Origin of the sequence: Nostoc sp. C110 (genome assembly GCF_043099725.1) — a bacterium.
GTDB classification, from domain to species: Bacteria; Cyanobacteriota; Cyanobacteriia; order Cyanobacteriales; family Nostocaceae; genus Nostoc; species Nostoc muscorum_A.
Window position 1 is genome coordinate 2699662 of record NZ_CP171148.1, and the last position, 19576, is coordinate 2719237.

At 39.5% G+C, this 19576-nt stretch carries 16 protein-coding genes; 11 read left to right on the forward strand and 5 right to left on the reverse strand.

Features of this window, described 5'->3' with window-relative positions:
* Positions 1-134: 134 nt before the first annotated feature.
* Both ACFFRD_RS17095 and ACFFRD_RS17100 read right to left on the reverse strand, forming a co-directional pair.
* Entirely contained in the window at positions 135-2420 is a 2286-nt protein-coding gene (locus tag ACFFRD_RS17095; protein ID WP_392482457.1) for a protein phosphatase 2C domain-containing protein, read from the reverse strand.
* A 501-nt stretch (positions 2421-2921) separates the two neighbouring features.
* Positions 2922-3287, reverse strand: a complete 366-nt coding sequence (locus ACFFRD_RS17100) for an NAD(P)H-quinone oxidoreductase subunit M (RefSeq protein WP_114081065.1) — start codon at positions 3285-3287, stop codon at positions 2922-2924.
* 881 nt (positions 3288-4168) lie between these two features.
* Here ACFFRD_RS17100 and ACFFRD_RS17105 point away from each other — a divergent pair.
* The gene (locus tag ACFFRD_RS17105; RefSeq protein ID WP_069070488.1) at positions 4169-4453 is read left to right on the forward strand and encodes an Npun_R1517 family heterocyst differentiation transcriptional regulator; all 285 of its coding nucleotides are present in this window, start codon (positions 4169-4171) and stop codon (positions 4451-4453) included.
* Between the two features lie 577 nt (positions 4454-5030).
* On the opposite strand, the gene ACFFRD_RS17110 is transcribed toward ACFFRD_RS17105, so the two are convergent.
* The gene (locus ACFFRD_RS17110) at positions 5031-5726 is read right to left on the reverse strand and encodes a response regulator transcription factor (RefSeq protein WP_163926856.1); all 696 of its coding nucleotides are present in this window, start codon (positions 5724-5726) and stop codon (positions 5031-5033) included.
* A gap of 649 nt (positions 5727-6375) precedes the next feature.
* On the opposite strand from ACFFRD_RS17110, the gene ACFFRD_RS17115 reads away from it, so the two are divergent.
* The 4 genes from ACFFRD_RS17115 to ACFFRD_RS17130 all read left to right on the forward strand — a co-directional run bounded on the left by ACFFRD_RS17115 (position 6376) and on the right by ACFFRD_RS17130 (position 9743).
* Complete coding sequence (locus ACFFRD_RS17115; protein WP_392482458.1) at positions 6376-6648, forward strand: hypothetical protein; 273 nt, start codon at positions 6376-6378, stop codon at positions 6646-6648.
* A 70-nt stretch (positions 6649-6718) separates the two neighbouring features.
* A complete protein-coding gene (locus tag ACFFRD_RS17120) occupies positions 6719-7426 on the forward strand; it encodes a transposase (protein WP_392483093.1) in 708 nt (235 codons plus the stop codon).
* A 406-nt stretch (positions 7427-7832) separates the two neighbouring features.
* Positions 7833-8579 (forward strand): POTRA domain-containing protein, encoded by a 747-nt coding sequence (locus ACFFRD_RS17125; RefSeq protein ID WP_392482459.1) that lies wholly within the window; start codon positions 7833-7835, stop codon positions 8577-8579.
* Positions 8580-8729: 150 nt separating this feature from the next.
* Complete coding sequence (locus ACFFRD_RS17130; protein ID WP_392482460.1) at positions 8730-9743, forward strand: transposase; 1014 nt, start codon at positions 8730-8732, stop codon at positions 9741-9743.
* Here ACFFRD_RS17130 and ACFFRD_RS17135 read toward each other — a convergent pair.
* On the reverse strand, positions 9733-10077 hold the full coding sequence (locus ACFFRD_RS17135) for a hypothetical protein (protein ID WP_392482461.1): 345 nt from the start codon (positions 10075-10077) through the stop codon (positions 9733-9735). The genes ACFFRD_RS17130 and ACFFRD_RS17135 overlap by 11 nt on opposite strands.
* 326 nt (positions 10078-10403) lie before the next feature.
* Between ACFFRD_RS17135 and ACFFRD_RS17140 the strand changes: the two genes are divergently transcribed.
* From ACFFRD_RS17140 to ACFFRD_RS17155, 4 genes are all read left to right on the forward strand, one after another.
* A complete protein-coding gene (locus tag ACFFRD_RS17140) occupies positions 10404-11081 on the forward strand; it encodes an aromatic amino acid lyase (protein WP_392482462.1) in 678 nt (225 codons plus the stop codon).
* Between the two features lie 132 nt (positions 11082-11213).
* Positions 11214-11678: a hypothetical protein gene (locus tag ACFFRD_RS17145; protein ID WP_392482463.1), complete on the forward strand. Its 465-nt coding sequence runs from the start codon at positions 11214-11216 to the stop codon at positions 11676-11678.
* Between the two features lie 503 nt (positions 11679-12181).
* A complete protein-coding gene (locus tag ACFFRD_RS17150) occupies positions 12182-13912 on the forward strand; it encodes an ABC transporter ATP-binding protein (protein ID WP_392482464.1) in 1731 nt (576 codons plus the stop codon).
* A 180-nt stretch (positions 13913-14092) separates the two neighbouring features.
* Complete coding sequence (locus ACFFRD_RS17155) at positions 14093-15925, forward strand: ABC transporter ATP-binding protein (protein ID WP_392482465.1); 1833 nt, start codon at positions 14093-14095, stop codon at positions 15923-15925.
* A gap of 114 nt (positions 15926-16039) precedes the next feature.
* Here the strand turns inward: ACFFRD_RS17155 and ACFFRD_RS17160 are convergent, their stop codons facing one another.
* Positions 16040-16738 (reverse strand): YdcF family protein, encoded by a 699-nt coding sequence (locus ACFFRD_RS17160; RefSeq protein WP_179075067.1) that lies wholly within the window; start codon positions 16736-16738, stop codon positions 16040-16042.
* Positions 16739-17048: 310 nt separating this feature from the next.
* Here ACFFRD_RS17160 and ctpB point away from each other — a divergent pair, with 310 nt between their 5' ends.
* Together ctpB and ACFFRD_RS17170 are read left to right on the forward strand one after the other, a co-directional pair.
* A complete protein-coding gene (gene ctpB, locus ACFFRD_RS17165) occupies positions 17049-18389 on the forward strand; it encodes a carboxyl-terminal processing protease CtpB (protein WP_114081075.1) in 1341 nt (446 codons plus the stop codon).
* Positions 18390-18537: 148 nt separating this feature from the next.
* Positions 18538-19527 carry a glycosyltransferase gene (locus ACFFRD_RS17170; protein WP_392482466.1) on the forward strand — a complete coding sequence of 330 codons (990 nt, stop codon included), beginning with the start codon at positions 18538-18540 and terminating at the stop codon, positions 19525-19527.
* Positions 19528-19576 lie beyond the last annotated feature (49 nt).

Below are 19576 nucleotides of genomic sequence, written 5' to 3' on the forward strand. Positions count from 1 at the left end.
CTCCTGCCTTTCTTGATAATTTAAAATAACAATTCTTCAAGGTGAAAATTTTCTATTTTTTGACCTTGTAAGTTTTTTATTTTGATTGTTACTTGTTATTATTCCAGGTTTTTACCAGTTTATCGAGTATTTAATTAAGTTGGACTGGTGCTAGCTGATGGAGTCGCTGGCGGTTGCGTAACTGTTGGACAGGGATTTGGTACATCTGATTGTAAAACAGATACACCAAAGCTTTTTAGTTGGGATAAGTCCAGCAATACTGTTTCCGGTAAAGCTTTCAAATTGGGTGGAACTGAGGAAGTTACTGCTGGTTTATTGGTATTAGCTGGAGTTGGCGTGTTTTTGCTTGGACAGACTCGCATAGAAACCGAAAGATTTCCAGAAGCAGGTTTGGGATTTGGATTTGTGTTGATAACTTGTAAAAATGCTCCAGGAGGAAGCGATGGTTTATTTCTCAAGGGGATTTCCTTGGTGGTTTGAATTACCCAGCCAGGAGAAAGGTTATCAAGCGATCGCGCTACGGGTGTTGCTTGGGTGGTAGGCTTTTGAGTTGCTGTGGGATTGGGAAGAAATGGAAATAAGCCTGATGGCGATCGCAATTCCTTCACGAACAATCCTAAAGAGCCTGCTATCACCACAAATATTAAAGGAACAATCCACTGTAGCGGTAATTGGCGATTTTTAGCAGGCTCTGTGTCGGGAATCACCTGAGTTTTGTGGTTTGGGCTACCTAAAAGGCTTGCATCTGTTGCCCTGGATGCAAAATCAACAGTTTTGGCAGAATAACTCTCTGGAATGAAGGCTTTGATGGTAATTTCTGGTTCCCAGTATTGGACTTGATAATGGACTAAAGCGATGGTGACATTATCGTGTCCGTTTTTAGTATTAGCAATTTCGATTAATCTATCGGCAACATTGGCGATGTTTGCTTCCCCAATTAGAATCGGCAAAATTTCTGTTTCCCAGTATTCCTCCACCCGATCAAAATCACTCAAACCATCGGATGTGAGCAGAAAAATCGCATCTTCGTCGAGCATAAACCGTGCCGAGGTGGGATGCAATGAAGTGCTGGGCCCCATACCCAAAGCCTGGACGAGAGAGCCAGCAGAACTTTGTTGTACAGCATCGCGGTAAATGGCATAGCCTAGCCGCACCTCACGGGAAGCGACATCATCATCAAGGGTGACTTGATAACAGCCTTGGCGGGTAATCCAGTAAGCACGACTATCACCTACATGAGTAATGTACATTTCGTGTGCAACAGGCAATGCCATGACTAAAGTCGTGCCCATACGCTGCCGCCCTTGGCGATTTTCACTGTCATTGCGCTGACTAATTTTGTCATTGGCAATTGCCACTGCTTTTTCTAGGTCATTCAGCAGTAGTGAGGGGTCTATGTGGTCGTAGGGAACTTTTGTTAATTGCTGTACCTGCTGCTGGATCGTTTCAATGGCTAAATTTGAGGCGACATTGCCACCTTCGTGACCACCGATGCCATCACAGACGATTGCTAAAGCTGTTGGCTGGGGTGGTTTGCTGATCAGAGTTCCACTGGGAGGGCTACAGGCATCTTCATTGCGTTGGCGACTGGGACCAGTGTCGGTTTTGGTGATAATTTTGATCGTGGGTGTTTGCGATCGCCCTAATTGTGCCAGTCCCTGATCTAAAACTGTAATCAATTGGTCAGTTGAGTTAATCTCTCCCTGAATTAAAGAAAGGCTAACCTGCTCAACAAATTCAGTTATGGCTGGTTTGCTATCACTAACCAACTGCTGCCAAAATTCACCTAACTGCGGCAATTCTGGTGATATTTCACTGTCGAAACGCAAATCCAACAACCGGACTAACGAGCCTTCTACCCGTAATACAGATGAGTCAAGCAAGCTAGAAGCGACACCTTCACTTGCCAGAGGTTGCCACAGATGAGCTATTTGCCATAACCAATTGAGTTGGCGCATCGATGTTGCATCACGCCAAGCGGTGGTTAACTCGCTGCCCAAATATACTTGGATTGTGTCATCTACTAATAGTGGCGGTTTAAATAGTGGCGGTTTTTCTAAGAGTAATATTTCTCTTTCATGGGAAGATCCGTCAGCTATAAAAATCACTCCATATACCTGTGGTACGTGTAAGCGATAGGGAATGAGTCTCAGATAAGCTCTTAGAGGCTGTAAATTCTCTAACTCAGGTGTTAGCGCTAAGAAACCAGGTTTCGTGTCTAAAAGAATAAATTTATCAACGACTAAATAGCGATCGGCTAATATTTCTCCAGGGCTACCCACACTTGGGCCATCTACCACAGCCCAGAGATAATTTTTGGGTAAGGGCGTGGAACATCGCTGGCAAAACTTGTGAGTCAGGGGGTTGGCAGCCTGACAATTTTCGTTTGGACAGTAGAGCGTTGCCGCGTCATTTTCCATAGTTTTCGCACCGATCAGCGATTGGCAATTTCTTTAACAGCATTAGTAGGGACAATCTAGACCGCTCATCTTTCTTAAAATTGACATACCCAGACTTTAGATGATGATTTTAGCTGGCGGATATCAGCAGGTGCTAATACTTAACTTATCTAAAAAACACGCTCCTAAGTCAACCCTCCAGCCTCATCATAGCTTCTATTGCTCTGTGACTCTCAATCGCCAAAGCAACTAGCTCCAACCCTGTTAACAAAGCATAACCCAAGCATAACTGCGCCCCAAGCTTTTGCTGAATTATCGCATCATCAAGAGGCAGAGAATATAGGGATTTATTTAGTTTATAAGTAGGATAGCAACAATTAACTTTAATTAAGAATTAAGAATAGCAAATATAGTTTTGGCAAAAGTACCGGATGAATTTCCCCTTCCTACGTCGGGAAGGGGGATTTTGCTGATGAGTTGCTTGAATTGTCAGAAGGGTTCAGCCAGACTCTTAGCAACTTTTTAGCTTACTTGTTTGTCGTCAATTGCAACTTGGGGGACTCCCATGCTGTAGTTGGTAACGCGCGCAGACAGATTGTAGCTGATTTCGCCGCCTTGCAGGAGCGATCGCAGATAATGCTCTAAGTCTGACCCCACACGGCGCAAATTATAGTCCGTGAGGTCTGCGCCACTGGATGCTTCTACTAGTTCATCAAATTTTCGATAAACTTTTTGCAGCGCGTCTTCATTCCAGTTAAATTCGTTATCTGGGTCAATATCTAACGTTAAGACCTGTTGACTTGGAACTAGGTCGCCATCCCGGTCAATTTCGCCTGCAAAAATGCGGACATGACGGGTTGTGGACTTGAGCAACATCGGGTTATCCATAAAAGGGTGTAAGATTTGGGTGGATTACACTGAAATTATTGTAAACGCTATATTCAAGCTTGAATGCTCTCAATTTACAAGCTTTGAACCCAGTTTCAAAAGGGTATATTGAATGGGCATAAGTAAAAATATCACCTGTACTGAATTAACTTACTCCTTCTGTTATGAGTTCAAGACACATTTAGCAGCTCGTACTGTCAGTAGTCCAATTATTTTTCTGTAAAAATTACTTTTTCATTTAGGGTATACAAACAAGTCAAAGTGGTGTGTGAATCTTAACTACTGCTAGGATTTTCTTACTTATAAAGCCTAAAACCCAGTAAGGTGAAGCACTCACAAGGAATAATTTGATCTGTGTACATTTTTTTCTTGAGAACAAAAGTTTTTACCTTAATAATTCTGCTGACGAATTTCTTCGGAATTTTCTATTGCAAAAAACGTACATCAAGTAATTTCACTGAATAGTGCTACATCGACCTCTGGCTGTAATAAGTTCAAAAAAATTAAGCGATTTTACTTACGTATAAACACCAAAATTAAAGTAACAAGTCCAACTGTTATTGACGTTCACATAAAGTTGATGTAAAAAGCTTTAAAAAGGTTGAACAACTTCTTACAGAAACTTTATTGTGTAGAATCTTAAAAACTGAATAATAGTTATGGCTTACCATAAGCTACATCTGGCACAAGAACATCAGAATCTAGACAGTGAAAATTTAGCTTGTAAATAAAACACAGGAGAGTGAAATGGATTACAAAAGTGATTGATGAAGAAAAATTCTTAATTCAAGCACTTTGGATTCAAAAGAGATATAAAGAATTTTTGCTGGACATCTACCTCCTTACCCTCATGACAACCAAGTAAAGGAATCTCAATAGTTATGAACTCCAAAGCATTACCACGCCAGATAAATAATCTCGAAGTAGGTGTTTATGAGTGCGAAATCCATCTCAAGTTCCGGTTGATTGAGGAAAAGAGTCTATTGAGCGATCGCGAGCAACTCTTACAAGTGCTACTTGATGCTTTGACCGAAGGTTCTGATGACTTTCTAGAGACGCTACAAGCGTCCGTTAAAGCGCAGGAAGTGTCTGAGTTTAAAGCTTCACCTCAAATGCGCCGTCAGCTTATGCGCTTGCGTAATGCTGCTGAAAATCCACAAACTTAAAAGTGTAATTTAAGTAGTGAGAAGCATGAATTGGGCATCAAATCAAGTGTTGATCCCATAGCCCCGTTGCAATAAAAACTAAGCAGCAAGTAGAATTCATCAAATATTGTGATTTCTACTTTGTGAAAGTCTTATTTAGCAGCACAAAGTCCCAGGAACAGTTTCCTCTATTAAAAAACTTTGTAGCAAAGGGTACTGGTAGAATCTGAGAGTCAACTCAACCGGGTGCATTTTACCGAGTTTTTATCAAAAAATTGCAGGAAGAAAAAACCTGTGTCTTTACAGATGGGGAATTGGACAACAGGCGCAAATCCAATGAAAACCTAAAAGACCAAAGTAAACATAAATAACCTTACTTTTAGCTTTTTACTTTAGCTAAGTGCCTGATTTGCCAAAATACTTATGTTTTATCTATTACCAGTATTAGGTTATGGTTTGGCAGCCAGTTACCTATTACTAATTACCCAGAGGCAGGGAGCAGGGGGCAGGGAGCAGAGGGGAATAAGGGGGATGGAGAAAACAATATAATCAATGCCCAATGCCCCATGCCCAATGCCCCATACCCAATGCCCAATACCTATTTAGCCAGACCGTGTTCTAGAGCAAAACGAACTAACTCTGTACGGCTATTAGTGCCAGTTTTACTAAACAAACGGCTGACGTACTTTTCTACATTGCGGACGCTGGTTTCCAAACGACGGGCGATTTCTTTATTCATCAACCCTTCAGCGACCAAGTTTAAAACACTTTGTTCTCTGGGAGTCAAATCAATTTTAAAAGGGGCTGGCGATTGGGAAATGGCATTTCTTTGGGTTAATAATGCTTTAATTTGGGCAATTTGATTGGCTAGTTCAGCAAGATCGGGTGTTTCAGTGTCATCTCCTGTAGTTTTAGCCTTAGCATCACGGCGGGCTAGTAAATTTTCGACTATGGCCACTAACTCATCAGGATCGAAGGGTTTGGGTAAATAGGCATCAACACCAGCATGATAGCCTTGAATGCGATCGCCAGTCATACCCTTAGCAGTTAAAAATACTACTGGCAATGCTTGAAAGCGGGGGTCTTCTCGCAGTTGCTTGAGGAACTGATAGCCATCCACCTGAGGCATCATGACATCGGATATCACTAAGTCAGGTGTATTCATCTGCATCCATTCCCAACCTTCAAGGGCGTTACTGGCGACTTGAACGCTGAAACCGCTCTCTTGCAAATAGTCTTTCACGGCTTCCCGTATCCCTGGTTCATCATCCACCAGTAACAATTGTGCTGACATTTAAGATTTCCTTGAGTTTTCCTTTTTCCAATTTAGCGAAAGTTGACAGTCATTGAACATTCTGAATTTATCTCTACAGCCCCTAAAACTTCTAAAGTTGACATCTTGGCCTCGTTCAACCCTTTAACCTTTGTAATCATCCTCCCTTCATAAGGACGGGCTGACTGCAAAGTTTAGGGACTTCCAAATAAAAAAATACAATTATTGATTGTGGGGTGGGCAACATGAGCGCCACATTAACTGGGCGCTCATGTTGCCCACCCCACAAGATTGGATAATTATGTGGAAAAAGTATTTGCCAAAAAGCCAGGGTTTTTGCCGGATAAAGAAAACCGAGTTCTTAATTTTGGATAAAGTCGAGCGAAGAAAGCGGGAACGACTGCATGAGACATATTTATATTTTTGATTGGCAACCCTACAAAATACTACATACATTTTTCTGCAAAATAGCACGTACTATTATGCGATCGCACCATACAAATTAGGCAACTATATATGCATAAATAGTGAATGCATTACCTAGTCATTTCCCTTAATCTGAGTATTAAAGAAACGGTTCATAAATCGAAAAATACAAAAAGTATAAATTTATTAACCGTTGCTGATAAAATTTTTGTAATCTTTATTGACTCAGATGAAGAGGTTGATCATGTTTTCTAAACTAGTTCGCAATACAGTTTTAGTAACAACTTTAGCATTGCCAATAGTACCATTAGCCAGTCAAAATGCTCTTGCAAATGACATCCGTGATTTCTTGGTTTACAACAACAATGAGTTAGAAATTACTCAACTATATGTATCCTCAGCAAAATCTAGATATTGGGGTAATAATATTCTCAATTCAGATATTGTTAACGGTTCATTTGACATGATTACATTTGGTAATAGCAGTAATCAATGTACCAGAAGTGTTGAATGTTAGAAAAAATCCGATAAAAATAACCCAAAATATGGTAATTTTGGGCGAAGGCTTAAAATATATTAGTTTGATTGTGATTATAAATTCATTTCCCGAAATTGTCAAAGGTATCCTGAGAGGACTGCCAAAAAATGATTATCCAGTATTGAACAGTCGTTTGTTCTTTGAGTGCTGGCTATCTTATGCCCTGGATAACAGTTTAACAAGTATGAGAGATTTATTTAAAAGATTAAATAACACAGGATTTGATGTAGACATTTCTACTTTTTCCAAAGCGAATTCTCACCGTAGCCAAAAAACTTTTCAAGAAGTTTATCAGAAATTGAATGAAGTAGTACAAAACAATTGGAAACTAGAGTTTGACGATGTGACTGGATTAATCAAAGTTGGTGCATCTGATGATGCTCAAGCTTATAGAGTGATTAATTTTTGTGATTTAGAAACGAAAACTGAGTTTCGCTTAGTAACTAATTTACCAGAGTCGGGAGATGCAGCTGTTGATGATGATGAAATTAGAGATATTTATCGATTACGTTGGGGTGTTGAACTATTGTGGAAGTTTTTAAAAATGCACTTAAAACTTGACAAATTAATTACCAAAAACGTCAATGGTATCACCATACAAATTTATGTTAGCTTGATAGCTTATTTGATTTTACAGCTTGTATCTATTCCCGCACAATGGGGATATACACTATTAGATAAATTCCGCTATTTACAATCTTGTATGTGTCAAAAAATCAGTTATGTTCATTGGTTTGAGGAGATGATATTTTGTTGAATAATTTAGGCTTTTGATAATTAGTATAACTATTTATGTAAAGTTTTGTATCAGCATTCAACATTTTTGTCAATGTACCTATGATGTTAAAGCAATTTATAGCGATGGCACTTATGATCTCATGCGTCAAGCTAATCTTTACAGCACCTATGGAATAACTTTTTACGGTCATGGAGGCGACTATCAAGAAGATTAGGAATTTCCCAATGGGATTTTGATGATTGCATAAAAGTGCAATCATCAAGAAATCTATTATGGTATTTTAATTAAATAATAATATTCTCTTCCACGCTGAGGTCTGGGAACACAATTACAGAGGCTCTACTAGTATCATGTCTTCTTGATTACTAATTAAACAGAAGTCTGATATAGCACTAGACACTATCTTTTACAGATTATATAAACAATGGGTTCCTACCTTCGATTTCAAAAGCTTTTTTTCATATTATTTTCCTGCATCAACATCACTCCAATCGCAGTATTTGCCCAATCGACACCCCCATCTGGAATCACAATTCCCCCCAATATTCCAGGGAAAGTGGAAGAAACCATTCCTCAACCATCACCATCACCAAGTATTGCTCCCACTCCACCTGCACCAACTGTTCCTATACTCCCATTACCCCAACAGGAAAATCAACCCAATACCACTTTTCCTAGCGGCGAAAGTTTCTTTGTCAAAGAAATCCAAATTACAGGCTATTCTGTTTTAAAAGATGAAATCATCAAGTTAAAACAAACCTTAGAAAATACAAATATTACATTTGAGCAATTATTGCAACTGCGATCGCAAATCACCAAACTCTATGTTGATAATGGCTATATCAGCAGTGGTGCATTTATTCCCAACAATCAAGATATCGCTAGCGGTGTTGTGCAAATCCAAGTTGTAGAAGGCGAACTTGAAGGAATTTCCATTTTAGGGTTACAAAGATTGCAAACTGCATACGTGCGTTCCCGGATTGCACGGCTGGCGGGTAAGCCTTTAAACCAAAAACGTCTCGAAGAAGCACTGCAATTATTACAACTTGACCCCGTAATTGAACGAGTCAATGCTGAGTTAACCGCAGGTAGCACCCCAGGTAGCAATATTTTACAGGTGACAATCAGGACTTACGCAACTGGCACAGTGCGATGCCTGCGGCGGGCGTAGCCATCGCATTTATATAGTACATAAATACTATATAAAAGTGGCATACCCAAAGGAAATTGATGAAATTAGTAACAGTAATCGGCTGTGTTAAGTATTCATCAAATTATGAGAAAATTAGCTGAGGATGCATAAAATCAATCCTATAGGTTTATGAGATTTACTAAACTTAATTATTGCCAGTACTTGTTAAGTAGTCAGATTAATTATACTCTCACAAATTTGGCGGAGCATTTAGAGCAGATCAGTCACGATAAAATCAACCGTTATTTAAATAACGAAAAATTAACACCTCGGATTCTTTGGGATAATGTCAAAGATTTAATAGAAATAAATGATAATGCGTATTTGGTTTTTGATAACACAGTAATTGATAAACGATACGCTGTGGAAATAGAGCCAAGTAAACGCCAGTATAGTGGCAACGAGCATGGTGTAATTCAAGGAATTGGGCTAGTAAATTGTGTATATGTCAATCATGAAATCGGAAAGTTTTGGGTAGTTGACTATCGAATTTATGATCCAGATAGAGATGGTAAAACAAAGATAGACCATGTGATGGAGATGCTGCAAAACCTTGTGTATAATAAGTTTTTGCCATTTAAAGCTGTCTTGATGGACACTTGGTATGCCACAAAAAAATTGATGTTATATATAGATGGGTTAGGGAAATATTATTATTGTCCTCTGAAACGTAATCGACTGGTTGATGATACGTCAGGTCAAAAAGATTATCAAAGAATTGAATTGTTATTTTGGGATGAAAAGGAGTTAGAATTAGGTAAACTAGTTAAAATAAAAAAGTTTCCTCAAGCTAAAAAAGTGAAACTATTCCGGGTAACTGTCTCCACCGACAGAACGGATTTTATCGCTACAAACGATATATCTCAAGATTCTACGGACGTTGTACAAAAAGTGTGTAAAGTTCGATGGAAGGTTGAAGAGTTTCACCGAGAATTAAAACAATTGACTGGCATTGAATCATGTCAATGCCGTAAAGGACGTATTCAAAGAAATCATATTGCCTGCGCTATTTTAGTTTGGCTTAGACTCAAAGATTTAGCTTATAAAACTGGTCAAACAATCTATCAAATTAAGCATGGATTGTTATCAAATTATTTAGTTCAGCAACTAAAACGTCCGGCTGTTCCCATGTTTATCGTGTAGTTGTTTGGCGCGCGGCGCGGTTACACCGTGCCATTGCTTGTGACAGTTGCGTAAGTCCTGTGAAAAAATAAGCACTACGTCCCGCGCTGATGTTAAATTCTTGAAAACTGTGAAATAGATTGATTTGGCGAGTTGCACCACCAGCAATTACTTCAATTGGTAGCCCTTGAAAGTTGTCTATAACTTGAGAAGACTCAGCCCCAAGTGTGTTATCAGGCACGATATTACTTTGCTGTGCCTGGGTTTTGCTAGTGAGGAGACTTACACTTAAGCAGCCCAGCAACCCTGCCAAACCAAACTGCAAACACCTGTTTAATCCGTAGTTGCTCGTCATTGGGTGCTATTTATATAGATTACTTGAGTATCTAATAGAACTGCACCTTTGAATCATTAACAACGTTAATTATGCAGTTTTCTGCAATGGTGCGATCGCATTTTTGCATTCTTCAGGTATCAAAACTGCACACAAACAAGCAGAAAAAGTGGATGTGTAGCATGAAGATGTCGGATATTGTGTAACTCATCGGCACCAGTAAAACTACTGAACGTTAATTAGTCCCTTGCTTTTTAGGCTAAGTAATTACACAATTTAAGGTTTTTACAAGTCAATTACATATTTTAGCCTGAATTACCAATTCATTAGTCACAGCTTTTAAAAATATGGATACGCTTCGTTTAAGTAAAAACACTTATAGTAAAACTGCATTTCCTTTTGTACACAATTCTGATGATGCTGTGGTTGTAGGCGATCGCTATCTCACTATCGAAGAAGTAATTAGTGTAGCGCGTTATGGGGCACAGGTACGTTTAACTGACAACCTCAAAAGTTTAGCCAATGTCCAAGCATCCTGTGATTTTATTCACGATGCGGTTGAATCTGGCGAGCCGATTTATGGGGTGACAACTGGTTTTGGTGGTATGGCCAACGTGGTGATTTCTCCTGAATCTGCGGCTTTGCTGCAAAATAATTTGATGTGGCATCACAAGGTGGGTGCAGGAAAAAAATTACCTCTGGCTGATGTCCGTGCTGCGATGCTTCTCCGTGCAAACTCCCACATTACTGGTGCATCGGGAATTCGTTTGGAACTTATCAAGCGGATGCTGGTATTTTTAAATGCTGGTGTTATGCCCCATGTCTGCGAATTTGGCTCAATCGGTGCGAGTGGTGATTTAACGCCTTTAGCATATATCACTGGGGCATTGATTGGTTTAAATTCTAACTACACCGTAGATTTTAACGGTGAAGAAATGGATGCACCAACAGCACTGAAAAAGCTGGGTTTAGAGCCATTGCAATTACTTCCAAAAGAAGCAGGGCAAACGCATCTTATTTACTAATAAAAACTGAGGAAGATTTAAAAATGATCTACCGCTCAAGCTGCTACATACAAATTCACTTTCACTGGTGAAGAAGCCAACGGTTACTTTATTTATGATACTGCTACCAAAGGTGAAACAAAATCGCCCTACATGACTCAATATTACGGTGGAGGGCGCGATTATAAAGTCGATTTAGGAGACAAAGGATTATTTCAAGGCACAGTTAGTAATGCCATTGTTTTTCTGCCACGAGAAGAAGATCAAGTCTTAGCAAAAATTCGAGCGCAACACGATAAACAATATGGCAAACATGACGAGTATAATGTTTTATTACCTGCCGATCTCTTCCTTTTACAAGTACGTAACTTTGAACGAAAGCCAAAGTCCAGTTATTCCCTAGTTAGCTATTTTAAGTATCCCCAAGAAACGTTCAATGGATCTACAAAACTACCAATAGCAGTTCCCCTAAAGGCTGAAATAGAAGTATTTCCCAAAGTAGATTTTCTCAAAACATTAGGTAAAGCTTTGGTTAAAGCAGCCGTACAAACCAAGATAGAAAAGATATCTGATGAAGATGTAGAGACGTTGCCCTACAACGTTTTTACAAGCCGATAACTATTACTTGTAAAAAAGAGGAAAGAATAATGAACTTTATGCACTATCAGTGAGATTTCGCTATCCTGAAAACACCTTTCAAAATTCTGTAGCTCAAACAAAAAATGTTCCTCATCAGGCATTAATGTCTGTTCACCCATACTGGAATTTTCCTATAACTATGGGGAAAGTCAAATTTGAACAACCTGTTAAAACATCCATTGAAGATATTTTTTAATTGCCAAAAAATCAATATGATGGTGTTGGTGCAAGCAATTAGTAATTTTGCAACTCTCAGCTTAAGTGTTTTTTCTCGGCAGAAAATGTTAATATACAACGCAGCTTAGATTTTTATACTTCTATTTACAGACAAGAAATTGGTATAATTAGCCGTTTAATTGCTCAATCTGCGCCGATTGTAGATATTATGCTGGCTACACAAGCACGACGAGATGCGATCGCACGATTAGGAATTACCAGCAACAGATTAGCTCACTCACTACATTAAATACGTAAAATTATATATGAAGCAAAAACCAGATGTGTCTATTAAGCCACTAAAGCGAATTTTGACAATGTTGCTAAAATACCCAGTAATGGTATTAGCTGCGATCGCTAGTTTATTAATGACGATAGTTGCTAATATCGCTGCACCTCAAATTATACGCTGGGGAATTGATGCTGGTATTGCCAAAAATAACTTACAAGTGATTTTGACTTGTGGGGGATTGATGGTTTTGGTGGCTTTAATTCGGGGATTGTTCAATTTTGGACAAAGTTTTTTTTCAGAGATAGTATCTCAAAGTATCGCTTATGACATCAGGAATAAATTTTTTAGTCAAGCCCAGCATTTAGATTTAAGCTACTACGATCGCACGCCCACATCACAACTGCTCACACGTATTAATAATGACATCGAACAAATTCGCGTTTTTATTGGTGCAACCTTGCTGCAAATTTTTGGTGCTGCGATCGTATTATTCAGTAGTGCGACAATTTTGCTACTCATGAATTGGAAGTTGGCACTTGTAGCATTAGCAATTATCCCGATTTCCTTCATTTTATTAGGCGGATTTTTTCAAAAGAATACTTACTTGTTTACTCAAGCACAGAGGCAGCTAGATGATTTAAACGCAATTTTAAAAGAAAATTTACTCGGTGTGCGTGCAGTCAAAGCTTTTGTGCGTCAAAAAACAGAAATAAAACGCTATGCAGTTGCTAATGAAGATTTCCGCACAACAAGTATCAAAACAATTTATGCACTGCGAGATACATTTCCCATAATTTTTTTAGCGAGTAATTTACTTGCAGTTGCTATTTTTGGATACGGGGGTTTAGAGGTAATCAGCCACAGCTTTTCTATTGGCGAACTAGTTGCCTTTAATTCCTATTTAGTATTTATCATTCAACCAATTTTTCAGACAACTTTTGCATTTCAATCTGTTGCTCAGGCATCAGCATCAGCCACTAGAGTTTATCAGGTGATAGATGCAGAAATTGCCATCAAGGAATCTCCCAATGCAGTCTTTTTGCAAAGATGCGAAGGAAAAATTTCTTTTGAAAATGTTGATTTTCGCTACCCAGAAGTAAATGAGAATACTTTAAATAGTATTTCATTTGAAATCCAGCCAGGGCAAACAGTGGCAATTTTAGGTACGACGGGAGCAGGTAAAAGTACACTTGCTAAATTAATTCCACGTTTTTATGATGCAACAAACGGAATAGTAAAGGTTGATGGGTATGATGTCCGCTCTTTAAATTTAGTCAGTTTGCGTTCTCACATTGGTTTGATTTCTCAAGAAGCAAGTTTATTTTCTGGAACCATCCGTGAAAATATCGCTTATGGAATACCAGATGCACCTCTTTCAAAGGTAATTGAAGCAGCTAAGTTTGCTCAAATTCACGATTTTATTATTAGCCTCCCTGATAGTTACGATACTGTTATCGGCGAACGAGGAATTGGCTTATCGGGAGGGCAGAAGCAAAGAATTACTATTGCTCGGATATTGCTAAATGATTACAAAATTCTGATTGTAGATGATAGTATTTCTGCTGTTGATGCGAAGACAGGAGCATTAATTCAAGAAGCCTTCAAAGCTCTGATGGAACAGCGTCAATTTACTATAATTTTTCTCACTCAACGGATTAATAATATGGTAAATAATGCTGACCAAATTTTCATAATTGATCGAGGTAAATTAGTTAAAATATCTTCTGGTGCAGAGCTGATTGAAAATGCCATCTTAAAAAACTAGTTAAGCTAATGAGCATTTAAGTTGCATAATACCAGGGCTGAAGCCCTTACTACAAGCGAATCAGTCTGGAAAAATGAATGACGATTAGCTTATTTATAGAAATGCTAATTTTTGATCTCTATAAAATTATTTATATCTCAAATCAACCTTGCCATACTCTCTAACATAAAATTGCCATCCATGAACAGAAAAATTAATATTTTTGAATCGGTATCACAAGTAAATGCACCATTACCTGTTATCCGCCGCTTCAGTCAATATTTTCGTCCATATATCAAAGAGATTCCCATCATTCTGGGAATAATTATTATTAGCTCTATTACCCAAACAATAGCACCTTTGCTTACTGGTTGGTCGATAGATAACTTGATACTTAAAGGCAATTGGTTAGGACTGTTATGGATGCTAATTGTATTAACAATAGTATACCTTACGGGGTTTTTATCCAATCGGACTTTGATTGTTAAAGTTGGTGTAATTATGCAGCATTTACTCGCGCAATTACGCCAAGATATCATGAACAAATTACAAACATTACCCCTTAGCTTTTATGATAAAAGTAAAGTGGGTGATTTAATGAGTCGCCTGCTGAGTGATGTTAATACTTTAAATCAAGTATTTAGCCCTATGCTACCGCAAGTTATTGGAAGCTTTTTTGGCTTATTAGCAAGTGCAATATTCATGCTTTCCATCAACTTGCAATTGGGTTTAATTACTAATCTGATTGTGCCAATTATGTTCTTAACAACTGCATTTTTTGCCAGATTAGCGAGGGCAAAGTTTCGCATTACTAGACAAACAATTTCTCAACTTTCAATTAAATTAGAAGAGAATATTAGCAATATTCAAGAAGTTCAAGCATTTAACCGGGCAGAAATCAACATTCAAGAGTTTAAAAAAATTAACGCAGATAACCGAAATGCTAATATCAAAGCAACAGCAATTACTGCTGCTTTCCTGCCAACAATAGACTTATTGAATACACTTACTTGGGGAATTGTATTAGCTTATGGTGGCTTTCTCGTTTATAAAAATATCATGACTGTGGGAGCTGTTACCGCATTTTTGTTTTACGTCCAGCAATTTTTTCAACCCATCCAACTTATCACTAACTTCTATACTCAAGCACAATCTGGATTAGCCGGATTAGAAAGAATTTTTCTACTTTTGGATGAGCCAGTCCAACTTGAAGATACCACAGACGCGATCGCCTCCGGCGGGCACAACGCGATCGCAATGCCACCAATTCAGGGTAAAGTTCAATTTGAATCTGTCAATTTTGAGTATAAACCTGGTCAAAAAGTTTTAGAAAATGTAACTTTTGACGCTGAACCAGGACAAGCGATCGCATTAGTCGGAGCTACTGGTGCAGGGAAAACTACTATAATTAGCCTACTCTCGCGCTTCTATGATGTGTCAAGCGGTGCTATAAAAATTGACGATATAGATATCCGAAAAGTTACACAAGCAAGCCTACGTCGTCAAATTGGTGTTGTCTCGCAAGATACCATGATTTTTAGTTGTAGTGTTGCCGAAAATATTGCCTTTGGCAATCCCCAAGCAACAACGGCAGAAATTGAAGCGGCGGCAAAGATTGCAAATATTCATGACTTTACCTTGACCTTACCCCAAGGCTATGAAACGCAATTAGGAGAAAGGGGGATAAATCTTAGCAAAGGACAACAACAGTTAATCAGCATCGCCCGCGCAGTTTTGGTAAACCCGCGCATCTTGATTTTGGACGAAGCAACTAGTAACATTGATAGCCAAACAGAGAACTTAGTTCAACAAGCGATCGCTAATTTACTTCAAGGTCGCACTAGCTTTATCATCGCTCATCGTCTGGCTACAGTCACTAACGCAGACAAGGTATTAGTCATCGAGCAAGGACAAATCATCGAACAAGGCACACATACACAATTGATGGAGCAAAGGGGAGTATATGCAAACCTTTATTCTCTACAACTAGTAAATAATATCAAAACTAGCTTGAAAATAGGTTCTAGAAACTAGTATAGAGGGTTAGTAAACTGCGTAGCAGCTTAATACTATTCCACGAAATGTTCTGATACAAATAATTTGTCTCTAATTCTTTCCCCCTTCTCCCTGCTCCCTTCCCCCTGCCCCTCATCTCCCCAATCCCCCTTGGTGTTCACAATGAAAACCTTTATGCTCCCAAGCTTGCATATCTACTTCAGCAAGCTTTGTCACATTTGAGCATTCCGGTTGAATAATTTGACTTAAAATTGCCCACAATAGGCTACGCGTTAAATCTAATCCAGTTTTGCCCCAAGATTCATTATTGCCAGGAATGCCCGACTCCTCAACAATTTCAGGCTCTACCCAAATACCATGAGCGCCCAAGAGAATCTGTGCCATCCATTTAGCTCTGGGTAAGTGACTTGGCGAAGTAATCAACATGACTTTATGCACTCCCCAACGCCGGAAAATTGGAATACCATAATAAAAATTTTCAAAGGTAGAATTCGCGCACTTTTCTAACCAAACGTTTTGTAACTCTACTAATTGCGGCTGAAAAATTAACCATATACAGGGGTCTGGGGAACCATGAGAAATTAAAATTGGGGTTTGCGGGTATTGTTTTGCTAGTTGGGCCACATAAGTTTCTCGACGAATACTGCCACCAAGCACGAAGAAGGCATCTACTGGCTGTGAAGAAGCAAAAACTAAGGTTATAGTAGTAAAAATCAGCCAAGTGCCTAAGACAAAGTACAATACACCAGTTAGTTTTTGTAACAATTGCCACAGATTAGCAATTTTTTTTTTAATAGAAATTAACGATTTGATGGTAAATTTACGTTTCATGACTTCGGTAAGAAAACCTGATTTAATAGCTGTCTAACAAGGCTGCAATTAAGCGATCAAAGTGCTATCTTATAAAAGTAATGAATCAGTACAAACATGACGCTAATCAAAGTGTCACATCTTCAGTATAGCCTTCCGGAGACGGCTAAAAAGCTGAGAAATGGTTGTTAATAATGCAGTATTTTCGGCATCATTACAACGATAAAAATGATGAAGAAAGCATAGCTTAGTTTGGGGTATAAAAACTTAAAAATTTCTGGAAAGCCTGATTGCTAAACTGTCAACAACACAATTATTCCAGTTAATATACATGAACCAATCTGCGAAAAGTTACTCACCGCTCCAAGTAGCCTTGATTGGTGGAGCGATCGCTACGACTGCTACGATGTCTGTATTCGGCTCCGCTTGGACTCGTGGTGTCCGTGCCGCCTTAGCTCTACAAGACAGCCCGAAAATGATAGTTGACCAAGTTTGGCAACTGGTAAATCATGAATATGTTGATGGTAAATTTAATCAACAAGATTGGCAAGCAACTAGACAAAGCCTATTGAGCAAAGACTATTCTTCCCGGGAAGAAGCATACACTGCCATCCGCGAAGCTTTACAAAAGTTGGGAGATCCTTACACTCGATTCATGGACCCCAAACAGTTTGAAGCCCTAACTAGCCAAACATCTGGGGAAGTTTCTGGTATTGGCGTGCGGATGGAAGTAAACGAAAAAACTCAGCGCCTGACTGTCGTCGAAGCCATAGAAAATTCTCCAGCACTGAAAGCTGGGATCAAAGGAGGCGATGAAATTTTGGCAATTGACGGCAAATCCACTCTCAAAATGAAAGTGGATGACGCTTCCAAGTTAATTCGTGGCAAAGCAGGTACTCCCATCAAACTACGGCTGGGACGAGCAGGGCAAAATGCCTTCGAGTTGAAACTGACAAGAGCAAGTATTGAAGTACCAACAGTACGTTATACCCTCAGACAAGAAGGAAATCGCCGCGTTGGTTATATCCGTTTGCGGGAATTTAGCGCCCACGCCGCAGAGCAAATGCAACGAGCCATCCGCGATTTGAACACTAAGAAAGTTGATTCTTATGTCTTAGATTTGCGGGGAAATCCTGGCGGGTTGTTACAAGCGAGCATTGAAATTGCTCGGATGTGGTATAATGACGGCGGAATTGTCAAAACAGTAGACCGTGTGGGCAGCACTGAAGAAACTAAAGCTAATCGCACTGCTTTAACAAATCGTCCCTTGGCAGTATTAGTGGATGGTAATTCAGCTAGTGCTAGTGAAATTCTCACAGGGGCACTCAAAGATAATAAGCGGGCGGTAGTCGTAGGTGGTCAAACCTTTGGTAAGGCCCTAGTCCAGTCAGTTCATGAACTTGCAGATGGTTCCGGCTTGGCTGTCACCATTGCCCATTACTACACTCCGGCGGGAACAGATATTAACCATAAAGGGATTGCCCCAGATGTCAAGCTAGACTTGACAGAGGCACAAGAGCGGCAGTTAGCTTCTAATCCAGATTTAATCGGAACTAAGAGCGATCCGCAATATGCCAGAGCGATCGCCATTTTATCAAATAACAACTTCGCCCAGCCGCCAGCAAATCAGCCCGCTCGACCCATGAGCCGCGCCGATAACCTGAAATTTTAAATTGATGCAAATGATTTCTTCGCAGGTGTTTATATAGTAGTATTCCCAAATCCAGATTTTTGGAGTTACGAAAACTGCTTAATATACCGTTCTAAGATTTCGGTTTGGGAATACTAGTTAGTAATCCCATCTCTCAAATCTCAGATTTATGAATCATCAGCCAGTTGATGCAACCACCGCCACCAGCCTTTTACCAATGGTGTCGGTGGTTGTTCCTATTTATAACGGTGAGGCGGATTTACCAGAGTTAATCAATTGTCTCTTGTCTCAAACTTACCCAAAAGACCGGGTAGAGTACTTATTGGTAGACAATAACAGTAGCGATCGCACTCTCACCATCCTCAAAACATCTGCCGAAAACTGCCCAATTACAATTCGCCCCTTGAGCGAAAACCAAATTCAAAGCTCTTATGCTGCTCGTAATACTGGGATTCGCGCTGCTGTGAGCGAAATTATAGTTTTTACCGATGCAGATTGTCGCCCACAACCTCAATGGTTAGAAGCATTAATTCAGCCTTTTGTCAACAAAGAAGTAGTAATTGTCGCTGGTGAAATTTTGCCGCTACCAGGTAAAACTCTACTAGAACAACACGCAGACCGTGAAGAAACTCTGTCGCAAAAGCATACCCTTAACCATGCCTTTCGTCCTTATGGACAAACCGCTAATTTGGCGATTCGACGCATTGCCTTAGAAAAAGCGGGTTTATTTCGTCCTTATCTTACCACTGGTGGCGATGCCGATATTTGCTGGCGGATTTTGGGTGAAAACATCGGGCGTTTGGAATTTGCCCCAAATGCGATCGTTCAGCACCGCCACCGCGCCACACTTAAAGAACTGCAAAGTCAATGGCGGCGCTATGGACGCTCAAATCGCTATCTGCACGAACTACACGGTGTAGATTTGATGCGAGAAATTACACTTAAAGAATGTGGCTATCGTTTGGCACGTTGGTTATTGAAGGAAGTACCACGAGATATTAAAAAGGCGTTGGCGCAGCCCGCCGCAGGCATCGCGAGTCAAGCCACCCTTGTAGATTTATTAAATACTCCCATTGGTTTGTTCACAGCGAGGGCACGTACTGCTGGGCAACAAGACTCCAAATTACCAGAAAATGCCAAGATAATTGATCGGCTGTAAAAATACTAGGGAGTTTGCCAGGATAACTGCAATTCTTTCCATATCTACA

Coding starts and splice junctions, on each gene's coding strand:
- ctpB (WP_114081075.1), top strand. CDS start 17,049: ATGAACCAATCTGCGAAAAGTTACTCACCGCTCCAAGTAGCCTTGATT.
- ACFFRD_RS17145 (WP_392482463.1), top strand. CDS start 11,214: ATGACTCAATATTACGGTGGAGGGCGCGATTATAAAGTCGATTTAGGA.
- ACFFRD_RS17125 (WP_392482459.1), top strand. CDS start 7,833: ATGGGTTCCTACCTTCGATTTCAAAAGCTTTTTTTCATATTATTTTCC.
- ACFFRD_RS17155 (WP_392482465.1), top strand. CDS start 14,093: ATGAACAGAAAAATTAATATTTTTGAATCGGTATCACAAGTAAATGCA.
- ACFFRD_RS17160 (WP_179075067.1), bottom strand. CDS start 16,738: ATGAAACGTAAATTTACCATCAAATCGTTAATTTCTATTAAAAAAAAA.
- ACFFRD_RS17100 (WP_114081065.1), bottom strand. CDS start 3,287: ATGGATAACCCGATGTTGCTCAAGTCCACAACCCGTCATGTCCGCATT.
- ACFFRD_RS17110 (WP_163926856.1), bottom strand. CDS start 5,726: ATGTCAGCACAATTGTTACTGGTGGATGATGAACCAGGGATACGGGAA.
- ACFFRD_RS17140 (WP_392482462.1), top strand. CDS start 10,404: ATGGATACGCTTCGTTTAAGTAAAAACACTTATAGTAAAACTGCATTT.
- ACFFRD_RS17115 (WP_392482458.1), top strand. CDS start 6,376: ATGTTTTCTAAACTAGTTCGCAATACAGTTTTAGTAACAACTTTAGCA.
- ACFFRD_RS17130 (WP_392482460.1), top strand. CDS start 8,730: ATGAGATTTACTAAACTTAATTATTGCCAGTACTTGTTAAGTAGTCAG.
- ACFFRD_RS17135 (WP_392482461.1), bottom strand. CDS start 10,077: ATGACGAGCAACTACGGATTAAACAGGTGTTTGCAGTTTGGTTTGGCA.
- ACFFRD_RS17170 (WP_392482466.1), top strand. CDS start 18,538: ATGAATCATCAGCCAGTTGATGCAACCACCGCCACCAGCCTTTTACCA.
- ACFFRD_RS17095 (WP_392482457.1), bottom strand. CDS start 2,420: ATGGAAAATGACGCGGCAACGCTCTACTGTCCAAACGAAAATTGTCAG.
- ACFFRD_RS17105 (WP_069070488.1), top strand. CDS start 4,169: ATGAACTCCAAAGCATTACCACGCCAGATAAATAATCTCGAAGTAGGT.
- ACFFRD_RS17150 (WP_392482464.1), top strand. CDS start 12,182: ATGAAGCAAAAACCAGATGTGTCTATTAAGCCACTAAAGCGAATTTTG.